Source organism: Roseicyclus sp. (genome assembly GCF_965662675.1).
GTDB lineage: Bacteria > Pseudomonadota > Alphaproteobacteria > Rhodobacterales > Rhodobacteraceae > Roseicyclus.
Genome location: NZ_CBFIIK010000008.1, coordinates 35,839 through 51,747 on the forward strand (window position 1 = coordinate 35,839; position 15,909 = coordinate 51,747).

Below are 15,909 nucleotides of genomic sequence, written 5' to 3' on the forward strand. Positions count from 1 at the left end.
CATCGCCAAGCTTGACGGACATGGCACGGCCTAGACCGCAAGCAGGCCGGGCAAATCCTGCGCGTCATCTTGCGCCAATTCGCACGCGGCGATGATATCCGGCAGCCACCCGGCTTGCGACAAGCACACAGACCCACCGGGCACCGGAAGTACCAGACTGGACCCAAGGATGGCGCCCGCCGTCAGCTTTGCCCCAGCAAAATCGGCGACCTTCACCACAACCCCGGCAGGCAACGCGGCGCAAAAGGCAACGAGCTTGGATTTCTGCTCCTGCCAAGCCGCTTCGCTGAGCGCGGCATAGCGGCCGCAGCGGGCACGGATCGCGCCAATGATTTCTCCGTCGATCAAGATCAACCCTTGGGGCTGATGTGACGGGGCCGTGCTTTCAGGAACTTGTGCCCAGAATGACGGGCCGATCACCGCAGCGGCCGCCAAGCCCTCGCACGCCATGACCGCTGCTGTCTTTGACTGATCGGGAAGGGTTTCGGGCAGATAGATGAACCGCTGGGTCGGCATGTCTTGCCACATACGCGCGCAGACAGCTTCAAGGGCTGCGGCACGATGGAATTGGACAACCGCCGTATCGCCCGCGGTGTCGCCCACAGGCACAAGTGTCTCGACCTGATGTGCCAACCGCTGGGCCAAAACCATGTCGCCCGCACGCGATGACATTTCGGCTTGGGCGCGGAATTCGGCGATCAACGCGGCCTGGATGCTCTCGCGTTGCTGGTCACCACAGCCGGGGACCGCATCGAGGCTTGCCAGGTACCCCGCCAGACCGCCGCTGGACGCCATGATGCCGTCCATTGAAATGGTCAGCACCCGATCACGCAGCACGGATTTGCGAAAACGCAGATGCGCGTAGCCATCGCGCAAAATACGCGCGACGCTCCAGCCGCGTCTTTCTTGCCGATCGCTCTTCAAAATGAGCCAACCTTTGCCGAGGAGATACTCGTTTTCCGGCGGAAGGGTGCCGGGCCGCGCGCAACATGACGCCATGGCTTACGTCCGGCACCTGTGTGCGCCTTATGGTGAACGGAACACAACGCCTGCACATGCCCAATTTGGGCAGCAGGAGGTCGACAACATTCCACAAATCGCCAGGCCGAGGGTCTGGCGTCTGTCGCACCGGATCTTGCAGCGCCGCTTGTTCACCGGACGTATGCCCATAGTGGGCATGTCCAAAATGGGCATATGGGCCAGTTGTGCTTGGACCTTTGGCCGACCAGATGAAGTAAGAAAAACTTATAAGACCCCGTGCTTGGGGTGCCGGAAGGCTCCGTTGAACCGCAACTTTGCCGAAAAGCTCTCTAAGGGTATGCGCAATTGGATGATGACATTCACCCAAGACCAGATTGGTCGCACGCAAGGCTGCGGGCTGGTGCGCGTCGCGTATCGAATGACGATACAACCCCGACATCCCACGCCGCGAGACTCCCCGGCATTGCGACGGCCCAATCAGTAAACGTGAACCACCATGTCCGGTACGCCTGAGCGGAAAAGCCAACGGGAGCGGATAACGGAAGCCTTCGGGGTGATCTTTCCGATACATCTGGCCAGCTCAGCCCGGCTTTTGCATTCCGCGCGCCAGCACTTTCACGGCGATCTGGATAAAATGTTCATTGTATGTGTCATCCTCGCGTCCGAGGGTGATGCGGCTTGGCGCAAAATCGACTTGGAAAAGCTGGACGAAATACCGCGCATGGGGTGTACCAACACGGCGTCGATCGCGCTTTCGACGGGAATTCCGCGGGCGACGGTGCAGCGCAAGCTCGCCGATCTGGTCGATTGCGGTTGGATCGAGCGGCGCACCGATACCGGATGGAGCATGACGTTGAAAGCCGCACAAGATCTGCGCGGCCTGTCGCTGGAAACACTACGTCATTTGGAGGCGATCACCACCGCACTTCGCAAAAGCGAAGTCAGCTGACGCGCTAGCGTTGACAGATCACGATGGGTGGCACGGCCGCTTGCAGCCGATCCTTTACACTTGCGGGCGGTGTCATTTGCATGATCGCCGTGAAAAGGCGCTCGGCGTCATGTTGTGCTTGTTCCAATAGCCGCAGGCAGATCCGGCCTTGAATCTCGGCATCCTCACCATCCGATCCTTCGGGAAAAACCAAGATGATCTCATCGATCAGATGTTTGATCGATGTCGCCAAAGCATCGGGCCGTGCTGTCGTTTCCAAGGCTTGCATGTCCATTCCCTTCGAACGTCGTTCGCTTGATCAACCGATATCCGGGCCCGGCCCATCCGCTGTTCGCGCACCGAACATGACGGCATGTGCAGCCATCAAAGGCGCCGAATCGTGGGGTTATTGGATCATGCCAAAGGTTTACAATTCATGCGCGTGCCGCCCATCATGGGCAGCGGCAATCAGTCAGATAATAGGGGAAGTGGCGGACTGGGGAGGATTCGAACCCCCGACCCCTTGATTCGTAGTCAAGTACTCTATCCAACTGAGCTACCAGTCCGTGAGGGCGGGGTTTAAACGCGGCGTGGCAGCGTTGCAAGCGGAAAACCGGGCCGTTCAAGCCGCCAAACCGACCGGAATGCAAATGCGAAACACCGTGCCTGCGGGGCCGGTACGGATCAGTTCAAGCCGACCGCCATGGCCCTTGATCAACTCGGCGCAAATCGCCAGCCCAAGCCCAGAACCGCCCTTTCGCACACCGCCATGGAAGGGCTTGAACAGATGGTCCAGCGCCTTTTGCGGCAGACCGGGGCCGGTGTCGGACACCTCGATTTCCCAGCCGTCATCCCGATCGCGACCGGCAACATGAATGCAGCCCTCGCCACCTGTCGCGGCGATCGCCAGCCGCGCATTGCGCACGAGATTGGCCAAGACGCGGTAGAGCTGTTCAGGATCGGCGCGCAGGGTCAATGCAGGGGCGATATCGCAGCGATATTCAATCCGATCGCTGTCATCGGCGAGCTTTTCATTCTCGAAAACATCGTCGACCAAACCGCGCAGCCCGACGCGGGTCAACTTGGGGGCCGGTTCCTCGGCGCGACCAAAGGCCAGCGTCGCTTCGGTCAGATTGATCGCGCGATCAAGCGAGGCGACGAGGCGCGGCGCGATCCGCTGCACGGCGGGATCTTGCGAGACCTCGAGCCGGTCACCCAACATCGTGGCGACAGACAGCATATTGCGCAAATCATGGCTGATCTTGGCCACCGCCTCGCCCAGCTGCGCCAGCCGCTCGCGGTGCTTGAGCGCGCCGGTCAGATCTGTTTGCAGCTTGTGCAACGCCTCCTCGGCATCGCGCAATTCATGCACGCGCCCCTCGGGGCGGATGATCCGCGCCGCATCGCCCGGCGCTTCGGCATAGCGCGTCATGCTGGTGACCAGACGCTTGATCGGCGCCACCATCAACTGGCGGACCGCGATAAACAGCAACAGCGCGGTGAAGATCGAGATGACCGCCGACAACGCCAGAATGCGCAGCCCGTAATCGATCAGCGCCGCGCGCAGTGGCGCGGTTGGCATCGTGATCTCGATCAGCAAGCCCGCTTCGCGTACCGGCTGACCGATGACGCGGATCACCTCATCCTCGGGATTGACCATACGGGCCAGCGCATCGCGCATCAGCACCCAAGCCGTAGGGTCGCGCATGTCATAGCTTTGCGCGATCCGGGGCATGTGATCGGTCGACAAGATCAGCTGGCGCACCGCGTCGCGCCTGAGCACGACGTTGAGCACCTCGGCATTCTGCAAAAGCTCGACCTCGAGCGCGTCATCGATCATCCCATCGGTGGCGAGCAAGGCAAGCGAGGCGATCTGCGCCCGCTCAAGACGGGCCAAAAGGTATTCTTCACGAAACCGCGCGACCGAAGGCACAAAGATAAACACTTCGGCCAACATCACGAAGATGACCGTAAGGATCAGAAAACGCCCTGAAAGTGTATTCGCCACGCCAACCCCGGTCCGCCTGAACGATCATCGCGAGCGCTGCACGATTCGCACCACACGCTTGACCCATCGGCTTTCAAACAATCTAGGCGCAAAATAGGCACCCGCGACACGTTTGTTAATCTCTCCCAGTGTCGGATAGGGCGATATCATGCCGGCGATGGCCGACATCTTTAGGCGCGAGGCGATCGCAAGCGCCCAGATCTGGATCAACTCGCCCGCTTGCGGGCCGATGATGGTGGCCCCGACCGGGCGGCCACGCACGACCATGACCTTGGCGAAACCCTGCGCCTGTCCGGTGGCGATGGCGCGATCGTTATGGGCGAATTCCGCGCGCAGCACGCTTAGCCGCGCGCCATGGGCCTTGCGCGCCTCATCCTCGGTCAATCCGACCTGCGCCAGTTCGGGGTCGGTATAGGTGGCGCGTGGAATGTGATCGGCGCGCGCGCGCGCGCGCAGACCAAACAGCATCGGGCGGATGATCACCCCTGCCTGATAGCCTGCGACATGGGTGAATTGCGCGCCACCCGTGACGTCACCGATGGCATAGACGCGGCGATTGCTTGTGCGGAGCCCATCATCGACGGTGATCCCCTTTGGGCCATGCGCGATCCCGGCCAGATCGAGGCCCAGATCATCGACGACAGGCCGCCGCCCCACGGCCACCAAAAGATGCGTGCCGGTGATGCTGGCCCCGGCGCCAGTCTGCAGTGTGATCGCCCCATCCTTGCCGGTCGCGGATACCACCGCCGCGCCTTCGATGATGGTGATCCCTTCGGCGCGCAGCTGGGCCAAGACCAGCGCCGTCGCTTCGGGATCATCGCGGCCCAGCGCGCGCGCGCCCTCCAGCACGGTCACATCGCTGCCCAAGCGGCGATGGGCTTGCGCCATTTCCAGCCCGATGGGACCACCCCCGATGATGAGCAAATGACCGGGGCGCTCAAGCAGGCCAAAGATCGTCTCGTTGGTGTGATAGGGCACCGTGTCGAGGCCGGGGATCGGCGGCACGAAAGGCTGCGAGCCTGTGGCGATGACAAAGCGGCGCGCGCTGATGTGCTGGCCGGCTGCATCCAGCATGTCGGGCGCGGTAAAACGGGCGCGGGCGCGGATCACCCGCACGCCCAAGCCTTCGAAGCGCTCTTGGCTATCGACCGGGGCGATGCGGTCGATCACGGCGCGCAGATGATCCTTTGCAGCGGCGAAATCGGGGGCGGGATCATGGCCCGCCACGCCGAATGCCGATTGGGCCGTCTGATGGGCTTTGTGACCGGCGGCGAGCAGGGCCTTGGACGGCACGCAGCCTGTGTTCAGGCAATCGCCGCCCATCTCGCCCGCTTCGATCAGCACGACATCGGCCCCCATCTGCACCGCACCAGCCGCGACCGATAGCCCGGCGGCCCCAGCGCCGATCACGCAGATATCCGTTCTCAAAAGGGTCATCCGATCTCCCTTCCGCCGCGCATCGCCTTGAGGAGGACCGGCAAGAGCGCCAATGCGCATAGACCGAGAATGGGCAATAGGATCGACGGCGTGAACAACAAGCCCAGATCGGGCGCCGCCCCACGCGCGAAGACCTCGGACAGGCCCGCCCCGATGGAGGTATAGACCAAAGCCCCCGGCATGATCCCGAAAAAGGTGGAAATGACATAGCGGTGAAGCGGCACCTCGAGAAAGGCCGGCACCAGATTGGCGATGACGAACGGCACCGCCGGCACAAGCCGGATCAAGAACAGCATCGACCACTGATTTTCGTCGATCCCGTCCTTGATACGTTTGACCACACCTTCCGATCCTTCAAGTCGGGCCGCGAAGCTCGCACCGATGCTCGAGCGCGCGACCAAAAAGATCGCGCTTGCCCCCAATGTCGCGCCCAAGACATTGAAGATCGTGCCGGGAAAGGTGGCGAACAAGAACCCGCCCGTCAGCGTCGCGACACTTGCACCGGGCAGCGACAATGCCACGATCAACGCATATGCCAGCGTGAAGCCCAAAACGGTCGCGGCGTAATGGGAATCGCGCAAGGCCAAGAGCGCTTCGCGATTCGCGGCCAGCGCCTCGAAACTCAACAAATCGCCGTACCACCACCACCCAACTGCCGCAGCCGATGCGATTACGATCAGCGGCCATAGGCGGCGCAGGGGGGATGTGGCACGTGCGATCATCGATGCATCAACTTTTTGCTTTATCCGCGTTGCACCCATAGATGCGCCATCTGGCCGTTATGCGACAGGGGTGTCACGGCAGGTTGATCGGTTGTAACTTTGCCCGCAGCGTCGCAAAAGCCCGTCCGCTTGGACCAAGCAGGCAAAAAGCGCGCAAAATCCGCTGCGGGGGATGCGCTGTTTGTTGACAGCCCGTCCGGCTTTCCGTATCTGCCGGGCTCTATCAGAGATTCCCTCGGACCGTAGCGGCGCGTGCGTCACGCGACCCGGACCGATCGAACCACGGAGAAGACAATGTCGAAGCGGACCTTTCAGCCTTCCAACCTGGTGCGCAAGCACCGTCACGGTTTTCGTGCGCGCATGGCGACAAAGGGCGGCCGCAAGGTGCTCAATGCCCGCCGCGCCCGCGGCCGGAAGCGTCTGAGCGCCTGATCAAGGTCGGACCGATGGTCCCTGACACGCCTCCGCCGGGCGAAAGCCCGCCGGGGGCTTTTTCTGTTTTGCGCCAGCGGGCGGATTTCTTGGCCGCCGCCCGCGCCCAGCGCGTGCCGATGCCCGCCTTTTTGCTGCAAGCCCGCCTGCGTGATCCGTCAGAACCCGCCGAAACGGCGGTGCGCGTCGGTTTCACCTGTTCGAAAAAGGTCGGCAATGCGGTCGCACGCAACCGTGCCAAGCGCCGCCTGCGCGAAATCGCGCGCGCCGTCGTGCCAGTGGACGGTCAGCCGGGCTGGGACTATGTCTTGATCGGACGCGCCGATGCCACCGCCACGCATGGCTTCGACGCGATGAAGACCGATCTGGCCCGCGCCTTGCGAAAGCTGCATAAATGAGTCCCATGGCCTATATCGTATCTTTGCCCGTGCGGTTCTACCGCTTGGTCTTCAGCCCTTGGGTCGGGCATGGCTGCCGGTTTCAGCCAACCTGTTCTTCCTATGCGATGGAAGCGCTGGAAAAGCACGGCGCGCTCAAGGGAAGTTGGCTGACCGCGCGCCGCATCGCGCGCTGCCACCCATGGGGTGGCTCGGGCATCGACAACGTCCCCGATTGAACAGCCTCAGCGCTTTTCGAAGGTGATGATGACCTCGCCGATGGTGACGCCGAAGCGTTTCATGTAGGCGCGGTTCAGCAAGCGATCCTCGGAGAGCAGCCACATCCAGTCATCAAAGCTGACGCGCATGGTTTCATCGCCCGGAATGGGCAGATCGATGGTATATGCCCAGTTGAAAGTGTCGCCGCGTTCTTCGCCGAAAGCCTCGCCCACCACACCCGGCGCCGTGCCGCGCCATGTCTCGGGGCCGGTCTTGACCAAACTCCAAATCCGCTGTTCGGTCGACCCGTCCTCGTAGACGAAATCTTCTACAAGGGTAAGGGTATGCCCATCCCAAGTGCCGGCAATCGCCACCTCGAAACGTCGCCGCACCGTACCCAAGACGTCTTGAAACTGGCCATAGGCCACAAGGTCGCCGACGAAGAACTCCTCGAGGTTCAGCTGGCGGTCCGACAATTGCGGATCATCAAGTGCGGGCCGCCCGGCACAGGCCGACAAGAGCATGACACTGGCAAGGCCAAGGGCAAGGGCAACAAGACGCATGAGGGTTCCTTCCGGTTGATTGAAACAACTAAACCGCGCCCTGCCCGAGGCAAGCCCGCTTGACCTTGGCGCAGGCCACGCCCTATGGCGGGGCGACCGCCAAGGGGGCCGCCATGCTTGATGATGCCGACGATATCCATCCGCTGTTTCACGGGGCGCCTTCCAGCACCGAATTCAAGAAACTGCGCAAACGCATCATCCGCGAAACACGCGAGGCGATCGACCGCTACGGCATGGTCGACCGCAACCCCGCAGCGCCGCGCCAGAAATGGCTGGTGTGCCTGTCGGGCGGCAAGGACAGCTACACGCTTTTGGCCGCGCTGACCGAGTTGCAGTGGCGCGGGTTGTTGCCGGTCGATCTCTTGGCCTGCAATCTCGATCAGGGCCAGCCGGGCTTTCCGGCAACGGTCTTGCCCGAGTTCCTGAACCGCATGGGCGTGCCACACCGCATCGAATACGCCGACACCTATTCGATCGTCGTCGACAAGGTGCCGCAGGGGCGGACCTATTGCGCGCTCTGCTCGCGGCTGCGGCGCGGCAATCTTTATCGCGTTGCCCGCGAGGAAGGCTGCAGCGCCGTCGTCTTGGGCCATCACCGCGACGATATTCTGGCGACGTTCTTCCTGAACCTCTTTCACGGCGGCAAGCTGGCGACGATGCCGCCCAAATTGTTGAACGATGAGGGCGATCTGTTCGTCTATCGCCCGCTCGCGCATGTGGCCGAGGCCGATTGCGACGCGTTTTCGCGCGCCATGAACTATCCCATCATCCCTTGCGATCTGTGCGGCAGTCAGGACGGTCTGCAACGTCAAGCCATCGGGCGTATGCTGGAGGAATGGGAAACCAAGGCACCCGGGCGCAAGGGCAAGATGTTTTCAGCGCTGATGAATGCCCGCCCCTCGCACTTGCTGGACCCGGAGTTGTTCGATTTCGCAGGGCTAAGCCGGCACGATCGTAAAAATTCTCAGGATTGAGGCGCGCGGCGTTAAGAGCGCGTCAGGGTTTGAGCCCGAGGTTTGCACCGTGCCCGGTTTCTCAGGGCGATGGTGCAGGTCGAAAAGGTACGCAAACCGATGCCACATTTGGGCATGATGATGCTGGCGCGGTTGGCGACTACGCTGGACCGGGGCTTGAACCGGCTCGACACGATCGCTCTTTTCGCGATCATGGCCCTCGTCGCGATTTGGCTGGGCTTGGATGACATTGTCACGGCGATGGTCTTTGTGCTGCCCATCTTGTTGGCTCTGCGTATCTTGCTGGGCCGCGAAGCCGCTCCTGCGGCGGCGCAGGACGCGGCAACGCTTTTCCCTGCCCATGATGAGGGCCTTGCCGGTCGGGCGGCCCTTGCGGCGATGCTGGCGCGGGTCGCGCGGCGCGCGCATGATGACAGCGCGTGTATCTTGCTTGAACTCGATGATTGGGACCGGATCGCCGAGCGCTGGGGCAATGTTGCGGCCAATGATATCCTTTCAACCATGCGTGACCGCCTGATCGCCACGCTGCGCCATGACGACATGCTGGTGCATCTGGGTGCGGGACACTTCGGTGTGGCGTTGCACCCGATGCGTAGCGCGCCATTGGGCACGAGGATGCAGATTTGCGACCGCCTACGCGCCGCGGTGGCTGACCCGGTCGTCTTTGGCACCATGCAATTGCGACTGACCGCTTCAGCGGGCCATGCGAGCCTGCGCCATGATGGCGGCGGCCTGCCCGAGCCGACCCTGCGCGCGGCCGGGGCAGCGCTTGACGCTGCGCGGCACAATGGGCCCGATGCACAGCGCGCCTATGACGCGGCGCTGGCCGCCCCCGCAACCCCCAGCGCCCTGTCGCATGAGGTGGCATCGGCCTTGATCGCCGATGAGTTCCAGCCTTGGTTCCAGCCCCAGATCGCCACCCAAAGCGGCGTGATCGTCGGATTCGAGGCTTTGGCCCGCTGGCACCACCCAAAGCGTGGCATTTTACTGCCTGCACACTTCCTCCCCGCGATCGCCGACGCGGGGCTGATGGGCCGCTTCGGCCGCCGCATCTTGCATCATGCATTGACGGCCGCGCGGGGTTGGGATCAGGCGGGTCTGCGTGTTCCTTCCGTCTCGGTGAACTTCTCGGCCGACGAGTTGCGTGACCCCAGCTTGGCCGATCATGTGAAATGGGAACTGGACCGTTTCGACCTGCGTCCGGGACGGTTGACCGTCGAAATTCGCGAAACCGTTGCCGCCAACGCCCAAGATGGCGCGATCAACGACAATATCGCGGCCTTGCGCCGTCATGGGGTCAATATCGATCTCGACGATTTCGGCGTGGGCCAAGCCTCGATCGCTGCGATCCGCCGATTTGGCGTCTCGCGCATCAAGATCGACAGATCCTATCTTGCCGGGCTTGCCGATGATCCCGCCCAGCACGCAGCACTTGCCGCGATCTTGGCGATGGGGCGGCATCTGGGGATTGAGACCTTGGCCAAGGGCGTTGAAAGCGCCCCGGTGCAGGATATCCTCGACAAGCTAGGCTGCGACCATATGCAGGGCTTTCATATCGGTGCGGCGATGCCCTTTGACGCGACCCATGATTGGGCCACCCGCCACAATGCAACCCTCACCCGTGGTGCTCCCCAAAACCGCAGGGCCGGATAAGCCGACAGCCGCCGAGGCACCCGAAATACCGCGTCTTGCGCGCGCACCGCGCGGAAAAGGCCCCTTGACCTTTCGTGCCCCGATCTGTTGAACCCGCCAAGGCAGCAATTGCGGGAAAACTGAGTGATGGATGATCAGAACAAGAACCTGATCCTGGCCACTGGCCTAAGCTTTCTGGTCATTTTGGTGTGGTTCGTCCTTTTCCCGCCACCCACGCCCGACGTCGACCCCAACGCTCCGGCCAGCGTTCAGACCCAAGAGGGCGCAACTGGCACCGATATCGCCCTTCTGCCGCCGGCCGCGACCGGCGAGGGCGTGGCATCGGCCGATGCGGCCGCCGCCGTGACCCCGCCCGCGGCACCGCGCCTGCCGATCGACACCCCCGAACTGGAAGGCAGCATCTCGCTGATCGGCGGGCGGATCGACGATCTTTCGCTGCGCGGCTATTTCGAGACACTCGACGAAGGCAGCCCCATCGTGCGCCTGCTGGCACCCGTGGGCAGCGCCGATCCCTATTACGCGCTCTATGGCTGGGCACCAGCCGGCGATCTCAGCTTCGAGGATGTGCCCGGTGCGAACACCCAATGGCGCGTTGAACAAGGCGAGACCCTCACCCCCGACACCCCCGTCACGCTTGTTTGGGATAACGGCAAGGGCCTGATCTTCCGCCGTGTTCTGAGTATCGACGCGAATTTCATGTTCAGCGTCACCCAATCGGTCGAGAACACCGGCGCGGCTGCCGTGCGCCTTGCCCCTTACGGCATTGTCGCGCGCCACGGCCTGCCTGATGACTTGCAAAATTTCTTCATCCTGCACGAAGGCGTGGTGCGCAAGGTCGACGGGCAACTCGACGAATTGGCCTATGACGACATCCCCGATCTCGACGTTGTCGCCCGTGAAGGCGCCGCCGCCGAAGTGGTCGATGTCGTCGCCGATGGCTGGATTGGCTTTACCGACAAATACTGGATGACAACGCTGATCCCCGGCGCCGACCAACCATTCAGCAGCGTGACGAAATATGTCGCCAACGCCGACATCTACCAGACCGAGGCGCGCCTACCCGCCATGACGGTCGAGGCCGGACAAAGCGCTCAGGTTACCACCCAGCTTTTCGCCGGCGCAAAGGAATGGGAAACCATCCGCAACTATCAAAACGAGGGCGGCATCGAGCGCTTCCTCGATTCGATCGATTGGGGTTGGTTCTATTTCCTGACCAAGCCGATCTTCTGGCTGCTCCACAATCTCAACGTGCTGATCGGCAATATGGGTCTGGCAATCATCGCGCTGACGGTGATCATCAAGGCCGTGCTCTTCCCCTTGGCCTATAAATCCTACGCCTCGATGGCGAAAATGCGCGAATTGCAGCCGCAGATGGAAAAGCTCAAGGAACGCGTGGGCGACGACCGCCAGAAGATGCAGCAAGAGATGATGGAGCTGTACAAGCGCGAGAAAGTGAACCCCGCCGCGGGCTGTTTGCCGATCTTGCTGCAGATCCCGATCTTTTTCTCGCTCTACAAGGTGATCTTCGTCACGCTTGAATTGCGCCATGCGCCGTTTTTCGGCTGGCTCAACGACCTTTCGATGCCCGACAGCTCGTCAACCTTCAACCTGTTCGGCCTTTTGCCATGGGATGCGCCGGAACCCACCAGCATCCTTGCGCTGATCTTCATCGGGGTCTTGCCGATCTTGCTCGGCATCTCGATGTGGCTGCAGCAAAAGCTGAACCCGCAGCCGACCGATCCCACGCAGGCCGCGATCTTTGCATGGTTGCCTTGGGTCTTCATGTTCATGCTCGGCGGCTTTGCCAGCGGCCTGTTGGTCTACTGGATCGCCAACAACACGATCACCTTCGTGCAGCAATACATCATCATGAAACGGCACGGCTACACGCCCGACCTGTTCGATAATATCCGCGGCAGCTTCCGGCGGAAAAAGCCCGCCGACAAATGATCGGACATCTGGCCCAGATCTGGCGCCACCCGATCAAGGGCGTCGGGGCCGAGCCGCTGGCAAATGTGGGCCTGCAGCCTGACCGGCCCTTGCCCCGTGACAGGGCATGGGCCGTGCTGGAAGAGGGCGGCGAGGCGGCCGAGGGCTGGCGGTCTTGCCGCAACTTCATCCGCGGTGCCAAGGCCGCGACCCTGATGGCCGTACGCGCACGATGCGATGGTGACGCGATCCATCTGTCGCATCCCGACAGGCCCGATCTGACCATCACCCCCGGGGATGACATGGCCGGTCCGTCGCTGATCGCATGGCTCAAGCCCATCTACCCCACCGATCGACGCGCACCCGCCGCCTTGGTCAAATCTCCCGCAAGCGGCATGTCGGACGCGCCTTATGCGTCGGTGGCGGTCCTCAACCTCGCCTCGTTGCGCGCCTTGTCGCAAAAGCTCGGTCAAGAGCTTGATCCAAGGCGCTTTCGCGGCAATCTCTGGCTCGACGGGCTGGCCCCTTGGGAAGAGTTCGACCTTGTCGGCAAACGCTTGCGCATCGCCGAGGCCGAGCTCGAAGTGATCGAACCCATCACCCGCTGCCGCGCGACCGAGGCAAACCCCGAAACAGGAAAACGCGATGCCGCAACCCTCGCCGCACTTGAGGATGGTTGGGGCCATACCGACTTCGGCATCTATGCCATGGTCCGGCGCGCGGGCCGCGTGGCCACAGGCGACAAGGTAACCCAAGCATGACCACCCTGCCCTTCCCCCTCGCCCCCGAACCAGATGCGACCACGACCGAAGTGGGGCGCAAGCTATTCGCCGGCGGGGCCGAGTTCCTCAAAGGTGTCGTCGCGATGGACGGCCTGCCGCCCGCCGACCGGGTCGAGGTCTGTTTCGCCGGGCGCTCGAATGTCGGGAAATCGACGCTGATCAATGCCCTGACCGGGCGCAAGGCATTGGCGCGCGCCTCCAACACACCGGGGCGCACCCAAGAAATCAACTTTTTTACCTTGGGCCAAAGCCACTACCTCGTCGACCTGCCCGGCTATGGCTATGCCGAGGCACCGGTTGCCGTGGTGCAGAAATGGCAAAAACTGCTCAAGGCCTATCTGTCGGGGCGCGCCACGCTGCGCCGGGCCTTCGTTTTGATCGACACGCGCCATGGTGCCAAGCAGGTCGACGAAGAGATCATGGCCCTGCTGGACGGCGCGGCGGTGCCCTTTCAGATCGTGATGACCAAGGCCGACAAAGTCCGCCCGAAAGAGCGCGACGAGGCGCTGGCGCGCACGCGCGCCGCCTTGGTCAAGCACCCCGCCGCCTATCCAGAATTGATCCTGACCTCGTCGGAAATCGGCGAAGGCATCCCCACATTGCGCGCCACGATCGCGTCGATCGTCTGACGCCGCGGCTTTCATCTTTCTTGAAATACGCAATGCGAAGCTTCACACGCGGCCTTTGCTCGCCTAAGGATCGGGAACGTCAGCCATAGGCCCCGAGATGAAACAACGAGACATGACCCGCGATCACCTTGCCGTCGCCCGCACGCTGAGCGAGGCGCTCCCCTATCTGCAACGCTTCAACAACGCCATCGTGGTCGTCAAATTCGGCGGAAACGCGATGGGCGATGATGAAACCATGACCAGCTTCGCGCGCGATATCGTGCTGCTGCGCCAAGTTGGCGTGAACCCTGTCGTGGTGCATGGCGGCGGACCGATGATCAATGAACTCCTTGATAAGCTTGGCATAAAATCCGAGTTCATCGACGGCAAGCGCGTCACCGACGCGGCCACCGTCGAGGTGGTCGAGATGGTTTTGTCGGGGCTTGTGAACAAGCGGATCGTGCAGGCGATCAATGCGCAGGGCGGGCGGGCCGTGGGGCTTTCGGGCAAGGATGCCGAATTGATGGTCTGCGAGGCGGCCGATCCGAAATTCGGCTTTGTGGGCGAACCGGTCGAGGTCAATACCGAAGTCCTCAAGAACCTGTTCGGCGATGACATGATCCCCGTCATCGCGCCCTTGGGCATGGGCCGCAATGGCGAGACCTTCAATGTCAACGGCGATACCGCAGCCGGTGCCATCGCCGCCGCCCTCAAGGCTGACCGCTTGTTATTGCTGACGAATGTGGCGGGTGTGAAGAACGCCGAAGGCACGTTGGTGACCGAACTCAAGGCCGCTGAGGTCGAGGAGATGACGCGGGCGGGCGTGATCTCGGGGGGGATGATCCCCAAGACCGAGACGGCGCTTCAAGCCGTGCGCGGCGGTGTGCGCGCCTGCACCATCGTCGATGGTCGCGTGCCCAATGCGGTGTTGCTGGAGCTTTTCACCGAACATGGCGCAGGCTCGATGATCCGGGCCTGAGCGCCGGCAAGGGCTGTCGTGATCCTGTCGTGATCGTGTCGGGATCGCGTAGCTACACCCAAACCGCAAGGAGCGCGCGCATGGCAAGCCTCGCCGAGATCGACAGGGTGCTGGCGCCGCATCATCTGTCGGTTTTCGGCGGGTTCCATCCGGGCGCCGCGGATGACACCCCCGCAAGCTGCCGAACACTCCTGATGCTCGGCCCGCGCGAGCCGGGGTTTTGGGCGCATGTCATGGCCGAGGGCGAGTTTCACGATGGCGCACCTGATCCGCTCGACCGTTGGTCGCGCCGCGTGATCGGGCGCATCGCCTGCGATCTGGGGGGCAAGGCGCTATTCCCCTTCGGCGGCCCACCCTATCGCCCCTTCATCGCTTGGGCGCTGCGCACCGGCCGGGCATGGACAAGCCCGGTTGGGCTGTTGGTGCATGACCAGGCAGGGCTGATGGTGTCTTTCCGTGGCGCGCTGGCCTTGCGCGAAAGGCTGGCTTTGCCCCCCGCGCCCCCCGCGCCGCCCTGCACCGCCTGCACGCGCCCCTGCACAGATGCCTGCCCGGTTGGCGCGCTTGCCCCCGATGGCTATGATGTCGCGTCCTGCCACGCCCATCTTGCGACCGAGGCCGGGCAAGATTGCCGTGATCAGGGCTGCCGCGCACGCCGGGCCTGCCCTGTCAGCCAAGGTTACGGACGCCGCACGGAGCAGTCGGCCTTTCACATGCGGAGTTTTCACCCATGACCCTCACCTTGATCCTGACGCGCCATGCGAAATCCGGTTGGGATGACCCGATGCTTGCCGATCATGACCGACCGCTGAACCCGCGCGGGCGGGGTGATGCGCCGAAGGTCGGGGCATGGCTGCGCGCCAAGGGGTATGTGCCCGATGCGGCGTTGGTCTCATCCGCCCGGCGCACGCAAGAGACATGGGATTGGGTATCGGCGGAACTGGGCCGGGCGGTTCCGATGACGGTGATGCCTTCGCTCTACCATGCCGAGGCCGCGGTGATCCTTGCGCATCTGCGGGAACAAAGCGCGCCGCGGGTCATGGTCATCGGCCACAACCCCGGCATCGGGGACTGTGCGCAACGCATCGTGAATGCGCTGCCCGCGCATCCAGGTTTTGCCGATTACCCGACCTGCGCCACGCTGGTGGTCGATTTCCCCTGCGACGATTGGGGCGCGATCGGCTGGGGGATGGGTCACGCGGTCGATTTCATCGTACCGCGCGATCTGTAGGGGGGCACAGACCCCCCCCTCAGTGCCCGAGGATCTGGCTCAGGAACAGTTTGGTCCGGTCATTCTGCGGATTGTTGAAGAAGGCC

At 62.8% G+C, this 15,909-nt stretch carries 18 protein-coding genes and 1 tRNA gene; 12 read left to right on the forward strand and 7 right to left on the reverse strand.

Annotated features, from left to right (window positions below; genetic code table 11):
• Nucleotides 1-30: 30 nt before the first annotated feature.
• A complete protein-coding gene (locus tag ACTG4J_RS03200) occupies nucleotides 31-924 on the reverse strand; it encodes a hypothetical protein (protein WP_439137075.1) in 894 nt (297 codons plus the stop codon).
• A gap of 553 nt (nucleotides 925-1,477) precedes the next feature.
• On the opposite strand from ACTG4J_RS03200, the gene ACTG4J_RS03205 reads away from it, so the two are divergent.
• A complete protein-coding gene (locus tag ACTG4J_RS03205) occupies nucleotides 1,478-1,930 on the forward strand; it encodes a helix-turn-helix domain-containing protein (protein WP_439137076.1) in 453 nt (150 codons plus the stop codon).
• 4 nt (nucleotides 1,931-1,934) lie between these two features.
• Here ACTG4J_RS03205 and ACTG4J_RS03210 read toward each other — a convergent pair whose 3' ends face one another.
• The 5 genes from ACTG4J_RS03210 to ACTG4J_RS03230 form a co-directional block, all read right to left on the reverse strand.
• The gene (locus ACTG4J_RS03210; protein WP_439137077.1) at nucleotides 1,935-2,204 is read right to left on the reverse strand and encodes a hypothetical protein; all 270 of its coding nucleotides are present in this window, start codon (nucleotides 2,202-2,204) and stop codon (nucleotides 1,935-1,937) included.
• Nucleotides 2,205-2,398: 194 nt separating this feature from the next.
• A tRNA-Arg gene (locus tag ACTG4J_RS03215) sits at nucleotides 2,399-2,475 on the reverse strand.
• A gap of 56 nt (nucleotides 2,476-2,531) precedes the next feature.
• Nucleotides 2,532-3,917, reverse strand: a complete 1,386-nt coding sequence (locus ACTG4J_RS03220) for a sensor histidine kinase (RefSeq protein ID WP_439137078.1) — start codon at nucleotides 3,915-3,917, stop codon at nucleotides 2,532-2,534.
• Between the two features lie 24 nt (nucleotides 3,918-3,941).
• Nucleotides 3,942-5,354, reverse strand: coding sequence for a dihydrolipoyl dehydrogenase family protein (locus ACTG4J_RS03225; protein WP_439137079.1), 1,413 nt, complete (start codon nucleotides 5,352-5,354; stop codon nucleotides 3,942-3,944).
• A complete protein-coding gene (locus ACTG4J_RS03230; protein ID WP_439137080.1) occupies nucleotides 5,351-6,076 on the reverse strand; it encodes a TVP38/TMEM64 family protein in 726 nt (241 codons plus the stop codon). Before ACTG4J_RS03230 ends, ACTG4J_RS03225 begins: the two co-directional genes overlap by 4 nt.
• A gap of 294 nt (nucleotides 6,077-6,370) precedes the next feature.
• On the opposite strand from ACTG4J_RS03230, the gene rpmH reads away from it, so the two are divergent.
• From rpmH to yidD, 3 genes are read left to right on the forward strand one after another with little or no spacing between them, the layout of a single operon-like run.
• Nucleotides 6,371-6,508, forward strand: a complete 138-nt coding sequence (gene rpmH / locus ACTG4J_RS03235) for a 50S ribosomal protein L34 (RefSeq protein WP_168624034.1) — start codon at nucleotides 6,371-6,373, stop codon at nucleotides 6,506-6,508.
• 14 nt (nucleotides 6,509-6,522) lie between these two features.
• Nucleotides 6,523-6,906 (forward strand): ribonuclease P protein component, encoded by a 384-nt coding sequence (gene rnpA, locus ACTG4J_RS03240; protein ID WP_439137081.1) that lies wholly within the window; start codon nucleotides 6,523-6,525, stop codon nucleotides 6,904-6,906.
• Nucleotides 6,903-7,124: a membrane protein insertion efficiency factor YidD gene (gene yidD / locus ACTG4J_RS03245; protein ID WP_439137082.1), complete on the forward strand. Its 222-nt coding sequence runs from the start codon at nucleotides 6,903-6,905 to the stop codon at nucleotides 7,122-7,124. The genes rnpA and yidD overlap by 4 nt, the downstream gene beginning before the upstream one ends.
• Before the next feature lie 6 nt (nucleotides 7,125-7,130).
• Here yidD and ACTG4J_RS03250 read toward each other — a convergent pair whose 3' ends face one another.
• On the reverse strand, nucleotides 7,131-7,667 hold the full coding sequence (locus tag ACTG4J_RS03250) for a DUF3833 domain-containing protein (protein WP_439137084.1): 537 nt from the start codon (nucleotides 7,665-7,667) through the stop codon (nucleotides 7,131-7,133).
• Nucleotides 7,668-7,780: 113 nt separating this feature from the next.
• Here ACTG4J_RS03250 and ttcA point away from each other — a divergent pair, with 113 nt between their 5' ends.
• From ttcA to ACTG4J_RS03290, 8 genes are all read left to right on the forward strand, one after another.
• Nucleotides 7,781-8,641: a tRNA 2-thiocytidine(32) synthetase TtcA gene (ttcA, locus tag ACTG4J_RS03255; RefSeq protein WP_439137097.1), complete on the forward strand. Its 861-nt coding sequence runs from the start codon at nucleotides 7,781-7,783 to the stop codon at nucleotides 8,639-8,641.
• 99 nt (nucleotides 8,642-8,740) lie between these two features.
• Nucleotides 8,741-10,294, forward strand: a complete 1,554-nt coding sequence (locus ACTG4J_RS03260; protein WP_439137086.1) for an EAL domain-containing protein — start codon at nucleotides 8,741-8,743, stop codon at nucleotides 10,292-10,294.
• A 126-nt stretch (nucleotides 10,295-10,420) separates the two neighbouring features.
• A complete protein-coding gene (gene yidC / locus ACTG4J_RS03265; RefSeq protein WP_439137087.1) occupies nucleotides 10,421-12,244 on the forward strand; it encodes a membrane protein insertase YidC in 1,824 nt (607 codons plus the stop codon).
• The gene (locus tag ACTG4J_RS03270; protein ID WP_439137088.1) at nucleotides 12,241-12,984 is read left to right on the forward strand and encodes an MOSC domain-containing protein; all 744 of its coding nucleotides are present in this window, start codon (nucleotides 12,241-12,243) and stop codon (nucleotides 12,982-12,984) included. Before yidC ends, ACTG4J_RS03270 begins: the two co-directional genes overlap by 4 nt.
• Nucleotides 12,981-13,634, forward strand: a complete 654-nt coding sequence (gene yihA, locus ACTG4J_RS03275; RefSeq protein WP_439137089.1) for a ribosome biogenesis GTP-binding protein YihA/YsxC — start codon at nucleotides 12,981-12,983, stop codon at nucleotides 13,632-13,634. Before ACTG4J_RS03270 ends, yihA begins: the two co-directional genes overlap by 4 nt.
• A 97-nt stretch (nucleotides 13,635-13,731) precedes the next feature.
• Nucleotides 13,732-14,592 (forward strand): acetylglutamate kinase, encoded by an 861-nt coding sequence (gene argB / locus ACTG4J_RS03280; RefSeq protein WP_439137091.1) that lies wholly within the window; start codon nucleotides 13,732-13,734, stop codon nucleotides 14,590-14,592.
• A gap of 80 nt (nucleotides 14,593-14,672) precedes the next feature.
• Nucleotides 14,673-15,326: a ferredoxin gene (locus ACTG4J_RS03285; protein WP_439137092.1), complete on the forward strand. Its 654-nt coding sequence runs from the start codon at nucleotides 14,673-14,675 to the stop codon at nucleotides 15,324-15,326.
• A complete protein-coding gene (locus ACTG4J_RS03290; RefSeq protein WP_439137093.1) occupies nucleotides 15,323-15,823 on the forward strand; it encodes a SixA phosphatase family protein in 501 nt (166 codons plus the stop codon). Before ACTG4J_RS03285 ends, ACTG4J_RS03290 begins: the two co-directional genes overlap by 4 nt.
• Nucleotides 15,824-15,909 lie beyond the last annotated feature (86 nt).